Genomic DNA, 17,710 nt, shown 5'->3' with positions numbered 1-17,710 from the left:
TTTCAGCGTAAACGCATAATACGAAATAGAGAAAATTTAGGATATTACCACATTTATAATATAACTCACTCTTTCATGTATATATGACTGATACTGTTAATTTTCAAATGCTTAAAGGGACAAAATTAAAGATTAGAAACCAGCATTAACAATGTCTAAGATAAAATATTATTACGATACGGAAACCTGTAAATACGAACGCATCCGGGTAAGCAAGTGGGATGTTTTTTTAAATGTATTGGGCTTCATATCATTGGTGTTGGTAGCAGGAATATGTCTGATTATAGTATTTGATACCTACTTTGAGTCTCCCAAGGCAGCCCGGCTAAAAAAAGAAAATGAAGAGCTACAGTTTTATTATGATATGCTAAGTAAAGACATGGAGCGTGCTGATGATATGCTAGAGTCTTTGCAGGAAAGAGATAATCATGTTTACCGTACTATATTTGAAGCCGAGCCTATACCACTCTCTGTGAGAAATGCAGGAGTAGGAGGAGTGGAGCGGTATAAAGAGCTACTGGAAGATGGTTTAGAAAGAGAAGAGCTGATTCTCAATACCAAAGAAAAAGTAGACAAACTTAAGCGTCAGCTGTACATACAGACGAAGTCATATGATGATTTGCTGGGTATGGCAGAAGATAAAACAGAGATGTTAGCTTCTATTCCGGCGATCCAGCCGGTTTCTAACAAGGAATTAAGAAGGTTGGCCTCCGGCTTTGGTATGCGCATGCACCCTATTTATAAAGTGAAAATGATGCACCCCGGTATAGACTTTTCTGCTCCGCAGGGCACCCCTATTTATGCAACCGGTGCAGGCAAGGTGATTACTGTGAAGAGCTCCTTTACGGGCTATGGAAAGCAGGTTGAGATAGATCACGGCTTTGGTTATGTTACCAAGTATGCGCATTTGTCAGACTTCAACGTAAAGGTTGGTCAAACCATAGAAAGAGGGCAGTGCATCGGTTATGTAGGAAATACGGGTACTTCTACTGCGCCCCACTTACATTATGAAATTTTGAAAGACGATGACAAAGTAAACCCTATCCACTTTTTCTACCAGGATATTACGGCTGAGGAGTACGAAGTGCTGGTACAGCTTGCGTCTATAGAGAACCAGTCACTCTAGTAGATAAGTTGACAGTTTTAGGTTAAAAGTTGAATGTTACGATACTTACAACTAAGCGTATAATGATATTAGGGAGCTTCGGCTCCTTTTTTTTTTACTATCCCTGAAACATAAAGCTTGTTGCTAATTCAGGAAAGTTTGGCAAACTTGCTGTGTCAATAAAAGTTGAAGCATAATAGCAAGTCCTAATAGTTTGATACTTCCCTCAATCATAAATACTGCACAGATATGTGCACAATTGGGTGTAAAGCATGCGGTGCTTTCTCCCGGCTCTCGCTGTGCTCCACTTTCTATTGCTTTTGTACGGCATCCTCAGATAAAAACGTATACCCTAAGTGATGAGCGTTCTGCGGCTTTTGTGGCTTTAGGCATAGCCCGCCAGCTACATGAACCGCGTGGTCTTGATTTGTACATCTGGCTCAGCCGCTTATAACTATGCCCCGGCAGTAGCCGAAGCTTTTTTTCAGCAGATACCCTTACTTTTACTTACCGCTGACCGACCACCGGAATGGATAGACCAATTGGATGGACAGACGATCCGGCAACGTGAGATATATGGAAAGCACATCAAAGCCAGTCTTGAGTTTCCTGTAGGTCAGCAGGAAGAAGACCAATGGTTTGCGGGTAGAATAGTTTCTGAGGCTCATAATCTTAGCATAGCGTATCCGCAGGGGCCAGTGCATATCAATATACCGATCAGAGAACCCTTTTATCCGCAGCCTGATGAAGAAATTAAGTTTGATCATAAGGTAAAAGTGATCCGACAAATTCCTGCTAGCTATAGTCTGTCAGAGGTACAGACTTCAGCTTTACTGGAGCAGTGGAGGGCAGCAGAAAAGAAGCTGATCGTTTGTGGTCAGGGCGTATTAAATGAGGAGCTGTCAGCTGCTCTTGAAAGAATATGTCGTGAGCAGCACGTCCCAGTAATAGCTGATGTGATTTCTAATATGCATGCCTTACCGGAAGGGGGCAAACATGCTGATGTACTACTGGCACAAAAAGACGAAGACTTGTTTAAACGGCTTCAACCGGCCCTGCTCATTACTTTTGGCTTGTCGGTGATGTCGAAAAATCTGAAGCTTTTCCTTCGGAAGTACAGCCCTGCCCAGCATTGGCATGTACAGCCTTCTGGTAGTGCAGCCGATACTTTTCAGGTTTTAACTCAGGTGATTCATGCTTCACCTTTGGCGTTTTTCCAAGGCATGCAGCAGTCAAAAGGTATACCTTCTACTCAAAGTGATTTTGCGGAGGTCTGGCAAAGTGAAGAGCTCAAAGCAGTAAACTATATCAAGACTCTGTTTGAAAGAGGGAAGGTCAATCAGCCAAGTGAGTTTCAGGCGGTAAAGGAGGTCCTCTACTCTTTGCCTGACCAAAGTAATTTACATCTGGCCAACAGCATGGCAGTACGTTATGCTAATCTGATTGGTCTAAGCGAAAAACAAAAGAGAGTAGAGGTTTTTGCCAATCGGGGTAGCAGCGGTATAGATGGGAGCAATAGCGCAGCAGTGGGTTCCGCCTTGAGTTCTGACCGCCTGACTGTACTAATCACCGGGGACCTTGCCTTTTTTTATGATCGTAATGCTTTCTGGCATAATTATAAGCTGCCCAATTTGCGGGTAATACTGCTAAATAATCATGCGGGAGGAATTTTCAGAATGATTGATGGGCCGGCAGGTCAGCCCGAACTGGAAGAATATTTTGAAACCCGTCAGCAACTGGAAGGTGAAAATACTGCCCGTGATTTTGGTTTGCAGTATATGCGCATTCATTTAAAAAGCGAAGCAGATATTCAAGAACTAAAACAGTTGTTGCCTGGTTTTTATGAGCGTTCAGCCGATCATGCTCGGTTATTGGAAATCGTCACAGACGCACCTGTGAATACTGAAGTTTTCAAGCAATACAAAAAGCTAATTCAACAGAACTATGGATTCTGAAATAGCTGCTTGTGTTAAACTTTCTAACATTTAACTATAAACTAAGAATGCCCATTTCATTTGACAATATCAGGATAGGAAAAAAATACTTCTTAACAAATTATGGTGAAGAGTCAGAGTTTGAGGTAATGGAGCGGTTAGGTGAAGATAACTACAAACTAAAAGACCTCACCTCCTTAGAAATTTATACCCTGAATGACCTGATCAAATACGGTAAGTCTAACGATTTTGATATCTATGAAATAAGATAATGAAGCAGCTTCCTAAAGTTTAGCAAAGTCAGTTTTAAGTAGCTGAGCATAAATAATAAGGCGTTTTTTGTTATAAAAGGTTGACGTACAACATTTTAGGCTTGGAGTAAAATAGCACTGGTGCTTAAGTATTCTGACCCTGCTTCACACTACTATTATGTTGCCAGGGCCATTTACCAGTAAGTTCCAGTTCCAGCGTGAAACTAAGAAAAGTACGAATGAGAACTATAATTGCCAGTACTCCCACAGTGCTGAATGATAAATCTACCGCCACCGTATGGATAATATCAGCGGCTACAAGTAGTTCAAGTCCCATAAGGATACCCCTTCCAAGTTGTTGACGGGCTTTATGAAATGTATTTTCAGTTTTATCCTTGCCAAAAACTTTTATTAAGCTATAAATGCAAATATAAAGAGCTGTTAAAGTGAGTATGCCTACACCAATTACTTCTACGATTGCTGCACACCACTCTGCGATTGGTTTGACTAAATCGGACAAAATGTGATGACTTTAAGTTGAAAAAATAATTATTTATTATTTGAAATTGCTGATACTAAAAGTAAGCAAAACCAGACTCAAATAGAAAACAAGCTAACTCTATCTCGCCTCCTCATAAACAGCACAGTTTTGCATATGTTCTTTAATTTCCTCTGTACTCAGATAAACACTTTTTTTATACGTCTTGTATTTTTTGGAAGCTTTAGAGTTCTGAATTACGTGTTCTTCCCAGGCAATTGCCTGCCAGCCCAGCCCTCTTTCAATGGCGATTTTATCAACTTTATGTTCAAGTTTGGCTTTGGCTTTCTTACTAAAAAGGTATTTGATACCTAGCCAAAGAATATCTAATCCACTCCGTTTGGAGTAGTCTATAATATGCGCATATTCATGCCCAATTCCGCCCAGTTGAGCATTAAAAGGAAAGTCTTCAAAAAGAACACCTTCGCGCTCCTTTACCTTCTTATCAATAAAGATATTATAGCTCCGTTTGTCCCTGCCACGAAACAAACTCCAGAAACGTGGACGGGCTGCCAGTGAAGTTTTAGTATCTAAGTATACGAAGCGGATTTTAGTGTCTTTCAGCTCAGGGTAATAAGCCAGTGCAATCAGACTGGGTAGTAATGCTTGATCCAGGAAATCTTTATTACGCTGGTAAGCTTCCAGCAAATCTTCCTGATAGTACATGCAGTCTTCTGCATGAAAAGCTTTTTTGGGAATCGTTAGTTCATTAAAATGGGCAAAGGAAAAGCCATTATGTTCTACTGAAGAAACAGCAGAATTAGTGGATTCTGGTTGAGAATATGCTGAAGTAAGGACGATGCAGAGGAGCATCAGGGGGATAACTGCTTTCATAAACTGCTTATTAATTAAGCGAAACTTTTCACATTGTCAAGTCACTTCTTAAATATAAGCAAGAATATACCCGCTTGGTTTATGAGAAAAGAAACGGGCAGTAGTTAAAATGTACCGAAAGAGAAAGAATTCCCCTCATACAGGGCAAAAAGTGATTCTGAATGAAAATGGTATTTGAATCAGTATGGCAAGAAGGGAAAAGGTATCGGGAGTTAAGCAATCACTCCCGAACCTATAAGCTCATCAGCCTGATACCAGGCTGCAAACTGTCCTTTGGCAATACTTTTCTGTGGACGATCAAAAATAATGTATAATCCATCGTGCTCCTGATAAAGGGTGGCTTTTTCCAAAGGCTGGCGATAACGTATGCGTACCTGATATGAAGCAGATTCTCTGTTTTTCAGCTTCAGATCTTCCCTTACCCAATGGGTCTCAGCCTGACTGATGAACAACGCAGGACGGTAAAGCCCCGGATGATCACCCCCTTGTCCGGTATAGACAATATTTTCGTCCGTGTCTATGGCAATAATAAACAGAGGCTTGGGCGTACCTCCCACATTCAGGCCTTTGCGCTGGCCTATGGTATAATAATGCGCGCCATTATGAGAGCCAACTTCTTTGCCTATGTCCGCAGAATATTCGTAGGGAGTACTCAATTCACTCAGGCTTACAGGCGCTGCGTCTGATGTTCCGGCTACCGCTAAAAACTTTTCATACACAGCCGCATCAGCAGGGATTTCAATGATCTTGCCGGGTTTTGGCTGAAGTTTTTGCTGCAAAAACTCAGGAAGTCTTACCTTACCTACAAAGCAAAGCCCTTGGGAATCTTTTTTGTCCGCAGTAACCAGGTCCTGCTCGCGGGCAATTTGTCTCACTTCAGCTTTCTGCAATTCACCAATAGGGAACATAGCTTTGCTCAATTGCTCCTGGTTTAACTGGCAAAGAAAGTAGCTTTGATCTTTGTTACCGTCTTTTCCCGCCAAAAGATGATAGGTAGTACTGCCATCAGCACTAATGGTTTCCGCTTTGCGGCAATAATGTCCGGTAGCTACGTAGTCAGCACCTAGCTTAAGCGCAGTTTTTAGAAAGATGTCAAATTTAATCTCCCGATTACAGAGCACATCAGGATTAGGCGTACGGCCACGCTCATATTCATGAAACATATAGTCTACGATACGCTCTTTGTACTCTTTGCTGAGGTCAATGGTCTGGAAAGGTATATCCAGCTTTTGCGCTACGATGAGGGCATCATTGCTGTCTTCCAGCCAGGGGCACTCACGGCTGATGACTACACTATCGTCATGCCAGTTTTTCATGAACAGGCCGATGACTTCATAGCCTTGTTCTTTCAATAAATAGGCGGCGACACTGGAGTCTACTCCGCCCGACATACCTACTACTACGCGTTTCATAATATGTAATACCGGAAGTGAGGAAAAAAGGTTCGGGAGAATTAGTGTTAGGGTGCGATGGTGTTTGAGTGTTATGGTGTTATAGTTCTTAGTGTGTTATGGTTTTTGGGTTGAGGGTTGGAGGTGCTCTTCTGATATTTGATACGATTCTACATTTGTACGATAATTTTCTCGGGGTTCTCTGACTCGGGAGCCGCTCATGCCACTAAGTTTCTTTTCACTTGCTGACAAATATTTGATTAGTGCTAAAATAGATTTTCTGGTATTGTCCGTTTGTGTATGCAATTTTTGGATTTTCTCCTGCTCCATATAGGCCAGATCTTCAAACAGGTAAAGCATGCTTTTTACTTCAGCAGCTGAACTCTGAGCATAGTTGAGGAAGCGCCCAAAGTCCTTGGGATGATATCTGGCAAATCCTTCAGCTATATTGTTCATCACAGAAATAGAAGCCCGCCTGATTTGATCGCGGGCGCCAAAGTCCCTGCCAAGCTCGCCGGATGAACCAGACTGATAGACTTCTTTTACCAGAACCCTTGCCATTTGCCAGCATCTTAAGTCCTCAAAACGTTCTACTTTAGCCATTTTACCTTTTTTCAGTTAACACAAAATCAACTTCCTGCGTTTTTACACCATGATATCGTTCCCCATCAGCTTTAAACCAAATCACAAGAACAATAACACTATATTACATGAGTATCAGCGCGTTTCAGCAAGCCAGAGAGAAATATCGTCCTGCAAATATAAAAGTTCTTTTTATCACTGAAGCCCCCCCTGTCGAAGAGCGAAACCGGTATTTCTATTATGAGCATGTGCGAAGAGGGGATAGCTTGTTTTTGGAAACGATAAAGGTATTATTCCCCGAAGAGGTAGAAGCATTTGAAACCGTCAAAGCAATCAGGCGGGAAAAGACTTATTTTTTGGAACGATTACAGGAAGAAGGCTACTACCTTATTGGCGCAGTTGATAAGCCTTTACCTGGAAAAACGGCTGCTGCAAGGACAAACCTATACCGTGAGAACCTGCCGGTATTGATGAAAGAAATATTGCAGGTAGCACGTCCTGGTACACCAATCGTACTAATTTCGGCAGTGGTTTTCCGGGCTATAGGCGAATCTCTGCGAGCCAGTGGTTTTAATGTGATCCATGATGATATAATTGAATTTCCCAACTCCGGTCAGCAGCTAAACTTCCGTCGTAAGCTTAGACCTTTGCTCAGAGAAAATCAGCTTTTGCCTGCACCGATATGATGGTGTTATGGTTCTAGGTATTATAGTTTAGAAAGTACAAAGTCATAAACCTCCTCTCTTAATCACTATATCACCTAGAACCAAGATGGCTTTAAACCTGATTTTTCTCTGTCTTTTCGTTACATTGGAATAATTGCAACATACCCTTCAAAACTATGGCTTACAAGAATTTAGTACACCTGCATAATGAGCATCGCCACTGGCTCAATGAGTTTGACCTTTATCAGGATGAAATCAAATATTTTCAACACCTGCTAGCCAAAAAAGTACCTCAGCTGCAAGAGCGTGATCTAAAAGAAGATGCGCTGTATTTTAAGGGTCAATGGATAGAAATACTTTCCAAAATTGATGATTTCCGTCACAAAGTATATGCTCACGAAGCCCGGCTCTACCGTAAACTGGAACTTGCCAACCGTACCAAAGATCATGTGATTACGGATGAAGAACATCATATTGTGAAAGGGGAGATGGAAGAGTTTTCTTTACGATACAAAGCTCTGAAACAACGCTTTCAGGAGTTTTTAAAATAGAAATAAATATAAAGTATACTTCCCCTTTTTTCAATAAAAGAAATACCTGGCAAACTGTTTTCTAACGGGGATTACTTACTCCCACTTGCTGGCACATAGATTCTAACGGGCAATGAGAACACAGAGGAATAGTACCCTTACAAACGTGTTTGCCAAAAGGTACAAGCAGACGATTTATTTCTACCCGGTATTGTTCCGGCAGTTTTTCTTCAAGCGCCAGCATGGTCTTCTCAGGTGTTTTGCCTTGTACATAACCCCAACGGTTAGTTATTCTGTGCACATGAATATCTACGCCAATGCGCATCTGCTGGCAGGCAATGCCTAATGCCAGGTTTGCACACTTGGGACCCACTCCACTGAAAGAGAGTAAAGTATCAAAATCACAGGCTAGCTGTCCTTTATGTTCATCCATGATCTTTTCAGCAATATCAAGAATCTGTTGGGCCTTAGCAGCATGAAAAGTGCTAGCCTGAATGGCAGTATCAATTTCTTCTACCGATAGCTTTGCCATTGCTTTGGGGGTTCGTGCCTTCTCAAAAAGCTGAATAGCAGTTGGTACGGTAACTTCATCATAAGTGCGTATGGAAATCATGCAGGTGACCAACTGCTCAAATAAAGAAGTATAGCCCTGATCGTAGAGGTCAAAAAGGGCAGCCTTGGGAAGTCCTGCAACTTCTTTTCGCAACAGACTTATTGCCAGATCAATATTAAATGCTTCTTTTCCAGACATGGAAATAGTTAAAGGTTAAAAGTTGAAGGTTCTTAGAGATAATGACTAATCTGTGAATCTCTAAACTTTTGTCCCTTTTCTATTTCTAAATAAGTATTGCTGCCTGTATGTTTTGCTTAGCGTAACTCCGGCAAAGAAATTCCTTTGATATGGCGGAAAAGATCAACCGCGTAGAGATCGGTCATTCCAGAAACGAAATCCACAACTGATTGTACTTTTTCATACAGACTGGTATTTCCATCGGGTTGAAACTGGAGGGGAAGTAAGCGAAGTAGTTTCTTACTTTGATGGCCTTTCATATCCAGTACTGCCGGTACAAACTCTTCCAGTAAACCTCCCAGAATCTTATAGCCGGCTAGCTCAATCTCTACTACCGGGCGATAATTGTAAATGCGGTCCACAGATTTGCTTTGTAAAGCTTGAAATGCTTTGCCCAAAGTATCTGACAATTCATCCAGCAAACTTTTCTCATAAGTACCTTTCAGGATCGCATCACGATTTTGCCAGAAAATTTCTGCGCACTCATTCACCAGGCTATTGATTGTCACTGCTCTCAGGTAACCCATTCTTTCATTCAGGTCCTGAATTTTGAGCGCATTTGTTTTATGCTTTTGATAATGCTCGGGGGAGTCGGCAAAAAACTGTAAGAGCTGATTTTGCGCTTCCTCTGTGCTAATGATCTTAAGTCGGTGGGCATCCTCCCAGTCAATTACCTGATAGCAGATGTCATCAGCCGCTTCTACCAGGTACACAAAAGGGTGGCGTACATAAGCCTGGGGAGCATCAGAAGTAGCTTTGATTTTCAGTTCGGCTGCAATTTTGTTAAAAGTCTCAATTTCTGAATGAAAGAACCCAAACTTGCTCCGGCTCTTGCGGTTTTTATCCAGGCCTATAGACGATTCACAGGGATACTTTACCATAGCTGCCAAAGTAGTGTAGGTAAGTCGTAAGCCGCCATAGCTCCGCTCTTTAAACTGATGCGTCAGCAGCCGTAAACCGTTGGCATTTCCTTCAAAATTGGTCAGGTCGTTCCACTGGCTGGGGTTAAAACTGTCTTCTAAAAGGCTTCTGATTTCCCCTTCCAGATTGGTAAAATAGGTAGAAATCGCTTTTTCTCCTGAATGACCAAAAGGTGGATTGCCAATGTCATGGGCGATGCAGGCCGCACTGATCACCGAACCCATTTCGTTGCGGTAAAAGTGCTCAAACCGGGCTTCTTCCTCAGGGTACTCATCCGCGATACGGTGCCCGATGATATTGCCCAGTGATCTTCCTACACAAGCTACTTCTAGACTATGTGTTAAGCGATTATGGACAAATACACTACCGGGCAGCGGAAAAACCTGGGTTTTATTTTGCAAACGCCGGAAAGGAGAAGAAAAGATAAGCCGGTCATAATCCTGCTGATAAGGATTACGGATCATATCCGTATGCGTAGGGCGATCTTCCACACCTAAGCGGACAGGAGAAAAAAGATGATTCCAGTGCATGATGTCTCTGCGATTACTACAAGCTCAAATGAACAGCAAACAAGATGGGCAGAATGTCTGAATCTGCAAAATGGAAACAGACAAATGAATTATTATAAAAATTGTAACTTGAGCATTTAGAAGGAATAAAAACAAAAAAACCTGAAGTGAGAACTTCAGGTTAATGAGTAGCGGGGACAGGACTCGAACCTGTGACCTTCGGGTTATGAGCCCGACGAGCTACCAACTGCTCCACCCCGCGATGTATATTTTTAAACGTCTTTTTCGCTTAAGAGGATACAAAAGTAGCGCTTTTTATTTTTTAATCAAATATCTTTGTAAAAATTTTTCTAGATGGAAGCTAAAAAACATAAAGCTGGATTTGTGAGTATCGTAGGGAAGCCTAATGTGGGGAAGTCTACCCTGATGAACCAACTGGTGGGTGAACGGCTTTCTATCATCACTTCCAAGGCCCAAACCACCCGACATCGCATTATGGGCATCATCAATGGATCATCACCGAGCGATGATTTTCAGGTGGTGTACTCCGATACCCCGGGCATCCTGAAGCCGGAATATGAGCTACACCAGTCTATGATGCGCTTTGTAAGTGTAGCCCTGGAAGATGCGGATGTCATCCTCTTTGTAACCGACCTCTACGAAAAATATCAGGAAGAGGAGCATATTGAAAGGCTTAAAGAAGCAGAGGTGCCGGTCATTCTGGTCATGAACAAAATTGATCTTGCCAAAGGCTCACAAGCTGAAGATAAGATGGCTTACTGGCAGGAAATTCTTAAGCCCGAAGAAGCCATGCTGGTTTCCGCACTGGAAGGTTTAAATATTTCTGAGGTTTTCGAAGCTATTTTACGCCGGCTTCCTGAGCACCCGCCATATTTCCCCAAAGATGAACTTACCGATAAGCCTGAGCGTTTCTTTGCAGCTGAGATCATTCGGGAGAAGATTTTTAAAAATTATAAGAAAGAAGTTCCCTACAGTTGTGAGGTAGTAGTTACTGAGTTTAAAGAAGACGAAAGTATCATCCGCATGCGTTCTGAGATCTTCGTGGAGCGTAAAAGTCAGAAGGGAATACTGATTGGAAAAGGAGGAGAAGCTATCAAAAAAGTGGGTATAGAAGCCCGGGCTGACCTGGAAAAGTTTTTTGCCAAGCAGGTTTACTTAGAGCAATTTGTGAAAGTTTCTCCCGATTGGCGTAAAAAGCAGCCGAAACTTCATAATTTTGGCTATAGATAAATAGTGTTATGGTTCTAAGCGTTATAGTTTAAGGTATTAGGGTGCTATGGTTATTAATTTTCATCTTTTTTAACTATAACACAACTAGACACAGAACTAAGAACCAAAAACCGTAACATTCAGAACCAAGAACCATAAGATAAAAATAAAGTGTCAAATATAGTAGCGATCGTAGGTAGGCCCAATGTAGGGAAGTCAACGCTGTTCAACCGTTTAATTGAGCAACGCAAGGCCATTATGGATGATGTGAGTGGCGTGACCCGTGACCGGCATTATGGTTATGGACAATGGAATGGACTGCACTTTACAGTAATTGATACCGGAGGTTATGTAGCCAATTCTGACGATATTTTTGAGGGTGCAATACGTACGCAGGTGCAGTTGGCGATCAATGAGGCTAGCGTAATTCTTTTTATGGTAGACTGTGAAACCGGCATCACAGATCTGGATGAGAGCTTTGCCAATATTCTGCGGGGTACCCAGAAGCCTCTTTATATCGTCGCCAATAAGGCGGATAACCATGAGCGTTCGTTTATGGCCTCTGAGTTTTATGGCATAGGTCTGGGAGAAGTTTTTCCTATCTCATCCGTAAGCGGCTCAGGTACCGGTGATCTTCTGGATGCCGTCGTTTCCCACTTTCCGGCCGATGATGATGAGGATCCGGAAGCGGGCATTCCCCGGCTGGCTATTTTGGGCCGGCCCAATGTAGGCAAATCGTCTTTTCTGAATGTGCTTTTGGGAGAGGAGCGTAGCATCGTTACTGATGTTGCCGGTACTACGCGCGATGCATTACATTCTCGTTATAAGCTGTACGGAAAGGATTTTATCCTGATTGACACCGCAGGGCTACGGAAGAAAGCCAAGATTTCGGATAATATAGAATTTTACTCCACTATTCGCTCTGTACAGGCACTGGAAGACAGCGACATCTGCATCATCATGCTGGATGCACAAAGGGGGATGGAAGCGCAGGATATGAATATCGTGCAGCTCGCCGACAAACACAGGAAAGGCATACTGATTTTGGTTAATAAATGGGATTTGATAGAGAAAGATACCAAAACAGCGCTGGCATACAAAAAGCAGATTGATGAGCGCTTGGGCGAATTTAACTATATCCCCATTGTCTTTACCTCTATGGCCACCAAACAGAGAGTGTTTCAGGCGATAGAAAAAGCTTCTGAGATTTATGAAAACCGCCAGCGACGTATCAGTACTTCCAAACTAAATGACCTGCTGGGTAAAGATATTGAGCATTATCCACCGCCTTCGGTCAAAGGTAAGCATATTAAGATCAAGTATATTACGCAATTACCGACCAGAACACCCTCTTTTGCCTTTTTCTGCAACCATCCCAAATATGTAAAGAACGCCTATAAACGTTACCTGGAGAATAAACTAAGAGGACACTTTAACTTTGAAGGCGTGCCTTTGAACATATTCTTCAGGCAGAAGTAGGCAAATGCGGCCTACTCCTGGGGTGGGGTGAATTCGTATAGAGAATAGCCATTGATGAAATATATACTTTTTGGGCTTGTGAAGATTATTTTGAGATCAGTATCTGAGAAAGGAAGATATATTGATTTACTCCAAATATTGGTATCGTAATTATAAAATGAAAGGGAGTTTTTACTTAAGATATATCCTTTATCATAAAGAACAAAACCTTGATTAGCAGTAGTATTAATATGATGGTTATTCGCTCTTTTTTTCCAAGCATTATTATTTATATCATATTGCCAATACTCTAACTCAAAAGTACTAGAAGATTCATTAACGATGGGTGAACCTATAAACATATTTGAGTTTAATATTTGTGCTATTATCCTGTCGTTACTACTGTTTATGTTACCAGGATAATTTGTGATTTGAGTCCATAGGTTTGTTTCAGGGTTATATTCCCAAATATCTTTTAATATATCACTAGGATCACCACTGTTTCCAAGGCCAACATATGCTTTTTTACCGACTACAAAACTTTTTGCACTGTACCTTTTTCTTCCAGGAAACGAAGCGACTTCTTTCCAAATATTGGTATTGGGATCATATTCCCAAAAGTTTTTATCGGCCATTGCTACTTTAGGGTCATCCCACCCTAGTCCAGCATAGAGTTTGTTATTAATGGAAAAAAATGTGAGCCAATCAACATATCCTCCAGGGTAATTAGCTTTTTTATTCCAGGTTTTGTCAGTCAAACTAAATTCATAAAGTTTATCTCCAGTAATAATATACAGAGAACGATCTAGATAAATACCATCATAATTAGTGCGATATTTAAAAGGAATGTTATTATCAATTACTCTTAGAGGATTTTGCTCCGTAGTGACTTGAAATAGGCTAATTATATTATTAATGGATAATGAAGCGTTAGTGATAGAGGAAAACTCTTTAGAAGAACTTATCTTTATAAATACTTCATCACCATTTTTCAGACTGAACGTGTTGTCTAAGTATTCATTTCCATTGACATATATAATGCCATTATCTGTAGAAAACTGTGCTACTCCAATAGGAGTGGGGTGAGGCAGTCCGCTGATAGTAATCGTATTAGAAGTATAAACCGAATCTCTCTTAGCATTTTCAATAGGCGTGAAGCTGAAAGGATCAGGAGAGTAGTCATCGGTAGTAATGCTGAAGCTGGCACTTATGCCATTAATATCTACCAGCGCTGAGGTGCTGGCCTCAAACTCACTGCTGGAAAGCAATTTGACAGCCAGTTCATCTCCGTTTTTCACTGATGTAGTGTCGCTTTCCAGTTCTTTACCGTTTTTGATGATGATTCCGTCTTCAATTTTGAGCGGTGTTTCGTAGGGTATCCCACTTACGGTAATGGTATTGGAAGTGTAGAAAGAATCAACGGCTACATCTTTCTGCGCCGTGAAACTGAAAGCTTCAGGAATATAATTATCGCTAATGGCGGTGAAGCTTTTGACTAAAGTTCCAATCGTAATTTTAGTGCTTACCGTGTCCATATAATCGCTACCGGAGGTAAGCTGAAGTTGTAGCTGATCGCCGTTTTTTACTTGCGTTACTGAGTCTTCTACCAGCTTATCATTCAAAAGGATATGCCCATTCTGCACAACAGCATCGGCAGTGCCTCCTTCTTTCAGTCCACTTATCTTGACAGCATTGGAAATAACTTTGGTATTGATGGCTACATCATTTTGTAATGTAAAAGTAAAATCCTCCGGCGTATCATCTTCATCTTTGTTGAGGATACCGTCCCCATCACTGTCAATGTACTGCTCAAAGTTAGGAATGCTGGCTTCTACGCCCATATCCGCATAGCGCTTTTCCAGATGAGCTCTGATCTGAGGCAAATTGAGTGACATGGCTTGCTCTCTAAGCTTGGTTTTGGTAGTCTCGCTATTGAGCACACCATCTTCTTTGAGGTCAGTGATCAGGTTGGCCAGAAGTTCAGAAAGCTCAGCTACGGTATTATTGGCTTGAAGTATTGCTGAAATAGCCAGAAGTATGGCATTATCATCGCCATCATGTGAAATGTCCAGCGTTTCGGAATAGCCAATGCTGTCAGTTTCTATACCGAAAATGGTTAGAATTTCTTTTTGGGCTTTCTGCTTAGCCTCTTCAAAAGCACTTTCTTCTTCCTGCATAAGGTAGGCTACCCTACTAAACTCAAGGTAGGAAAGCAGGTTGACATTGACCGAAGTAGCATCAGTAACCTTAGCTAAGCCAAAGATGGTGAGCTGTGCAGCAGACTTTTCCCCTTTCACTTCATCAAAATAGAAGCCATTGGCCTGAAGTTGTACAAAGGGGGAGTTAAGCGGTACTTCCTTAAAATTGAAAGCTCCCTTATTGTCATTGATTTGAGTAGTGAAATTCTTACCGGTAGCTAGTAAGTTTTCATTGAGTTCACCCAAAGTGATAGCTGTCCCATTAATAAATGGGCCTTTCTGCACATAACCGGAAAGGTCAATGGTGAGGGTAGAATCTGTTGCAATGGGTGGTGTACTGATGACCTCATCATCCTCGCGGCAGGACAATAAGATGAAAAAGCAAAAAATGAATAGTAGGGTGGAGCTTATAAATATTTTCATTACAAGTTTATATTTACCTTTTTATGTAAATATACTCATAAATGTATTTTTTATAGTAAAAAAATTAAATTTACCAATAAGTATGCTAAGCTTCCTTGAATTGGAGTTGGAAGAATCTCACAGGTTTTGGAGAAAAGATGCGCCCAGCAATTTGATCTTTTAGAGTAAATGAAAAAAGCTCCTGATGAGGATAGGAGCTTTACTAGGAATTAACATGGCTTATGGCTTTGAATGTTTATTGTAGAAACCGCATAGCGCTAAGGAGAAAACCTATAAAATGAGCTTCCCATGGCAGTGCTGACGCTGGTACATAAAATAGCATAATTTTCAGCAGTCACGGCAAAAGTAAAAATACGGGACTCCTGCTCAATCCCTTTGATTTGCGTTATGGTGTTACTGGCAAGGTCATAGGCGTAGAGTGAATTTTTGAAGTCAGTATCAAAATACAAATAGCCTTTGCCCTGCATTGAGAAACCAAATTTGGGTTTGGATTGGGGCAATGTGGTTACAGTGGTCCAGGAAGCGGTAGCAGGCGAAAAGCTGAGGAGCTCAGAGGAGTTTTCTCTGGCGAAATACCCCTTTTCATCTATGGCAAAAAGAAAGTTTGAGGCTTCGGCATTTCCTACGGATTTCCATGATTTGCTCACTGTATCAAATTGCCATATTTCAGCGGATTTTCCGGATTCCTGAAAAGTAAGGCTGGCAAATACTTTATCATGGATAGTAAAAGTTTGGATTGCTGAAGCTCCTGCCGGAAAATCAGCAATAGCCGACCAGGTGTTGGTAGCAGGGTCATATTCCCACAGGGCATTACCATTATCTCCCAGTCCGGCATACCATTTACTGCCACTAGCATAGGTAAAGTAAGTAGTGGCCTGACCAGGAAAGTCGGCGATAGCTGTCCAGGTATCCGCAACAGGATCATATTGCCAGATAGCCTGCCCATTTTCACCCAGCCCGGCATAAAATTTATCCTTTGCAGAAAGCCTGATGTTGACATCAGCATTGCCAGGAAAGTTAGCTTTTGGCCCCCACTGCTCATCGTTTGTATCATAGGCATACCACTCTTTTCTGGCAGCAAAACCAATGTCCTCCCCCAGGCCTGCAAACAGATTGTTTCCCCACACAAAAGTTGTTAAGGAGTATTCCGAATGTCCGGGATACCCTATCGTCTGAAGCGGGTTGGCAGCAGTGGTCACTGTCCACTGTGTCGTAAATTTTCCTACCGTCAGTTCGGCAGTATGGGTGGTGGAGTACTCATCACCGGTTGGCAGTTTGATGGCTATCTCATCTCCTTCGGAAAGAGCAATTCCATTTTCTTTTTCTTCTCCGTTGACGATCAGGCGGGCGCCTGCTCCGGACAGCCAGCTTTCTGCAGGATGGGGAAGCCCCTCCAGCATAATGGTCTCGGACACATAAAAAGTATCCATTTTAGCTTTGGTGACAGGGGTAAAAGCAAATGCCTCCGGCATTTCGTCATCTTCTGAGTTGATGATTCCATCCCCATCACTATCCAGATACTTTTCAAAATCAGGTAAGGTAATATCTGTTCCCAGCGCTTTGTAGCGTTCGGTGAGATTTTCTCTGATAACCCCTGCACTGGCATAAGTGGCACCGGCACGGATTTTTTCCTGTATCGCTTCACTGTCCAGTTTTCCATCTTCTTTTACATCTGTACTGATACCGGCCAGCAGTTCGGAGAGCTCAGCTACCGTAAGCCTCCCCTGTAAGGTGGCAGAAACGGCCAGCAGGATGGCATGATCATCTCCTTCTTTGGAAATGTCCATCATTTCGGCATCAGCAACAGTATTTTTTTCTATCCCAAAAACGTGTATAATTTCCTGCATCGCCTGTGTTTTGGCTTCCTCAAATGACTTTCCTTGTTCTATCAGATAGCTTACCCTTTCTCTCTGCAGATGCAGCAATACATTGAGATTGACCGTTGACTTATCCGTGATATCTACCAATGCCTTAAGCGTTAAGGGGGCAGAAGACGCTTCACCCTTTACTTCATTATAGTAAAATCCTTCACCTACCACTTGTACGTAAGGAGAAATCAGGCTGATATCGCTAAAAGAAAATGTACCCTGATTGTCCTGAACTTCAGTACTAAAAGTTCTTCCGCTGGGCTGAAGCGCATCATCCAGTTCAATGATCATAACGGTTGAGCCATTCAGAAAGGGGCCTTTCTGCACATAACCGGATAAGTTGACCTTTATTTCTGGCTCATTTACTTCATCTTCATGGCAGCTAATCAGGGAAATTGATATAAGCGCTAGTAAAATTAAGTGTTTGCTCATAATAAATATTAATGATAATACGCCATAAATATAGTATGTTAAGTATTTATA

General features: G+C 41.8%; 16 protein-coding genes and 1 tRNA gene. 8 read left to right on the top strand and 9 right to left on the bottom strand.

Annotated features, from left to right (window positions below):
• Positions 1-151 precede the first annotated feature (151 nt).
• The 4 genes from OKW21_RS23400 to OKW21_RS23390 all read left to right on the top strand — a co-directional run bounded on the left by OKW21_RS23400 (position 152) and on the right by OKW21_RS23390 (position 3,311).
• Complete coding sequence (locus OKW21_RS23400; RefSeq protein ID WP_277484138.1) at positions 152-1,126, top strand: M23 family metallopeptidase; 975 nt, start codon at positions 152-154, stop codon at positions 1,124-1,126.
• A gap of 193 nt (positions 1,127-1,319) precedes the next feature.
• Positions 1,320-1,559, top strand: a complete 240-nt coding sequence (locus OKW21_RS32625; protein ID WP_338130083.1) for a thiamine pyrophosphate-binding protein — start codon at positions 1,320-1,322, stop codon at positions 1,557-1,559.
• Positions 1,528-3,060 (top strand): 2-succinyl-5-enolpyruvyl-6-hydroxy-3-cyclohexene-1-carboxylic-acid synthase, encoded by a 1,533-nt coding sequence (menD, locus tag OKW21_RS23395; RefSeq protein ID WP_338130082.1) that lies wholly within the window; start codon positions 1,528-1,530, stop codon positions 3,058-3,060. The genes OKW21_RS32625 and menD overlap by 32 nt, the downstream gene beginning before the upstream one ends.
• A gap of 47 nt (positions 3,061-3,107) precedes the next feature.
• Entirely contained in the window at positions 3,108-3,311 is a 204-nt protein-coding gene (locus OKW21_RS23390) for a hypothetical protein (RefSeq protein ID WP_277484133.1), read from the top strand.
• A gap of 124 nt (positions 3,312-3,435) precedes the next feature.
• On the opposite strand, the gene OKW21_RS23385 is transcribed toward OKW21_RS23390, so the two are convergent.
• From OKW21_RS23385 to OKW21_RS23370, 4 genes are all read right to left on the bottom strand, one after another.
• The gene (locus OKW21_RS23385) at positions 3,436-3,810 is read right to left on the bottom strand and encodes a DUF1622 domain-containing protein (RefSeq protein WP_277484131.1); all 375 of its coding nucleotides are present in this window, start codon (positions 3,808-3,810) and stop codon (positions 3,436-3,438) included.
• A gap of 99 nt (positions 3,811-3,909) precedes the next feature.
• A complete protein-coding gene (locus OKW21_RS23380) occupies positions 3,910-4,662 on the bottom strand; it encodes a hypothetical protein (protein ID WP_277484129.1) in 753 nt (250 codons plus the stop codon).
• 212 nt (positions 4,663-4,874) lie between these two features.
• Positions 4,875-6,074, bottom strand: a complete 1,200-nt coding sequence (gene mnmA, locus OKW21_RS23375) for a tRNA 2-thiouridine(34) synthase MnmA (RefSeq protein WP_277484124.1) — start codon at positions 6,072-6,074, stop codon at positions 4,875-4,877.
• A gap of 96 nt (positions 6,075-6,170) precedes the next feature.
• The gene (locus OKW21_RS23370; protein WP_277484121.1) at positions 6,171-6,656 is read right to left on the bottom strand and encodes a four helix bundle protein; all 486 of its coding nucleotides are present in this window, start codon (positions 6,654-6,656) and stop codon (positions 6,171-6,173) included.
• 107 nt (positions 6,657-6,763) lie between these two features.
• Between OKW21_RS23370 and OKW21_RS23365 the strand changes: the two genes are divergently transcribed.
• Together OKW21_RS23365 and OKW21_RS23360 are read left to right on the top strand one after the other, a co-directional pair.
• Positions 6,764-7,321, top strand: coding sequence for a hypothetical protein (locus tag OKW21_RS23365; protein WP_277484118.1), 558 nt, complete (start codon positions 6,764-6,766; stop codon positions 7,319-7,321).
• A 155-nt stretch (positions 7,322-7,476) separates the two neighbouring features.
• On the top strand, positions 7,477-7,851 hold the full coding sequence (locus OKW21_RS23360) for a hypothetical protein (protein WP_277484115.1): 375 nt from the start codon (positions 7,477-7,479) through the stop codon (positions 7,849-7,851).
• Between the two features lie 61 nt (positions 7,852-7,912).
• Here OKW21_RS23360 and OKW21_RS23355 read toward each other — a convergent pair whose 3' ends face one another.
• From OKW21_RS23355 to OKW21_RS23345, 3 genes are all read right to left on the bottom strand, one after another.
• Positions 7,913-8,581, bottom strand: coding sequence for an endonuclease III domain-containing protein (locus tag OKW21_RS23355; RefSeq protein ID WP_277484114.1), 669 nt, complete (start codon positions 8,579-8,581; stop codon positions 7,913-7,915).
• Between the two features lie 116 nt (positions 8,582-8,697).
• Positions 8,698-10,071, bottom strand: coding sequence for a deoxyguanosinetriphosphate triphosphohydrolase (locus tag OKW21_RS23350; protein WP_277484109.1), 1,374 nt, complete (start codon positions 10,069-10,071; stop codon positions 8,698-8,700).
• A 168-nt stretch (positions 10,072-10,239) separates the two neighbouring features.
• Positions 10,240-10,312: transfer RNA gene (locus OKW21_RS23345), tRNA-Met, on the bottom strand.
• Positions 10,313-10,404: 92 nt separating this feature from the next.
• On the opposite strand from OKW21_RS23345, the gene era reads away from it, so the two are divergent.
• Both era and der read left to right on the top strand, forming a co-directional pair.
• Entirely contained in the window at positions 10,405-11,301 is an 897-nt protein-coding gene (era, locus tag OKW21_RS23340) for a GTPase Era (RefSeq protein WP_277484107.1), read from the top strand.
• Between the two features lie 150 nt (positions 11,302-11,451).
• Positions 11,452-12,759, top strand: coding sequence for a ribosome biogenesis GTPase Der (gene der, locus OKW21_RS23335; protein WP_277484105.1), 1,308 nt, complete (start codon positions 11,452-11,454; stop codon positions 12,757-12,759).
• 11 nt (positions 12,760-12,770) lie between these two features.
• Here the strand turns inward: der and OKW21_RS23330 are convergent, their stop codons facing one another.
• Positions 12,771-15,359: a Kelch repeat-containing protein gene (locus OKW21_RS23330; protein WP_277484103.1), complete on the bottom strand. Its 2,589-nt coding sequence runs from the start codon at positions 15,357-15,359 to the stop codon at positions 12,771-12,773.
• 257 nt (positions 15,360-15,616) lie between these two features.
• Positions 15,617-17,659 carry a Kelch repeat-containing protein gene (locus OKW21_RS23325; RefSeq protein WP_277484101.1) on the bottom strand — a complete coding sequence of 681 codons (2,043 nt, stop codon included), beginning with the start codon at positions 17,657-17,659 and terminating at the stop codon, positions 15,617-15,619.
• Between the last annotated feature and the right edge of the window lie 51 nt (positions 17,660-17,710).

The sequence above is a fragment of the Catalinimonas alkaloidigena genome (assembly GCF_029504655.1).
Taxonomy (GTDB): domain Bacteria; phylum Bacteroidota; class Bacteroidia; order Cytophagales; family Cyclobacteriaceae; genus Catalinimonas; species Catalinimonas alkaloidigena.
This window is presented reverse-complemented; position numbering and strand designations above follow the sequence as displayed.

Excerpts from the sequence above, each read along its gene's own strand:
- OKW21_RS23400 (WP_277484138.1), top strand. The coding sequence starts at position 152 with ATGTCTAAGATAAAATATTATTACGATACGGAAACCTGTAAATACGAA.
- OKW21_RS23390 (WP_277484133.1), top strand. The coding sequence starts at position 3,108 with ATGCCCATTTCATTTGACAATATCAGGATAGGAAAAAAATACTTCTTA.
- OKW21_RS23380 (WP_277484129.1), bottom strand. The coding sequence starts at position 4,662 with ATGAAAGCAGTTATCCCCCTGATGCTCCTCTGCATCGTCCTTACTTCA.
- mnmA (WP_277484124.1), bottom strand. The coding sequence starts at position 6,074 with ATGAAACGCGTAGTAGTAGGTATGTCGGGCGGAGTAGACTCCAGTGTC.
- OKW21_RS23370 (WP_277484121.1), bottom strand. The coding sequence starts at position 6,656 with ATGGCTAAAGTAGAACGTTTTGAGGACTTAAGATGCTGGCAAATGGCA.
- OKW21_RS23365 (WP_277484118.1), top strand. The coding sequence starts at position 6,764 with ATGAGTATCAGCGCGTTTCAGCAAGCCAGAGAGAAATATCGTCCTGCA.
- OKW21_RS23360 (WP_277484115.1), top strand. The coding sequence starts at position 7,477 with ATGGCTTACAAGAATTTAGTACACCTGCATAATGAGCATCGCCACTGG.
- OKW21_RS23355 (WP_277484114.1), bottom strand. The coding sequence starts at position 8,581 with ATGTCTGGAAAAGAAGCATTTAATATTGATCTGGCAATAAGTCTGTTG.
- OKW21_RS23350 (WP_277484109.1), bottom strand. The coding sequence starts at position 10,071 with ATGCACTGGAATCATCTTTTTTCTCCTGTCCGCTTAGGTGTGGAAGAT.
- era (WP_277484107.1), top strand. The coding sequence starts at position 10,405 with ATGGAAGCTAAAAAACATAAAGCTGGATTTGTGAGTATCGTAGGGAAG.
- OKW21_RS23330 (WP_277484103.1), bottom strand. The coding sequence starts at position 15,359 with ATGAAAATATTTATAAGCTCCACCCTACTATTCATTTTTTGCTTTTTC.
- OKW21_RS23325 (WP_277484101.1), bottom strand. The coding sequence starts at position 17,659 with ATGAGCAAACACTTAATTTTACTAGCGCTTATATCAATTTCCCTGATT.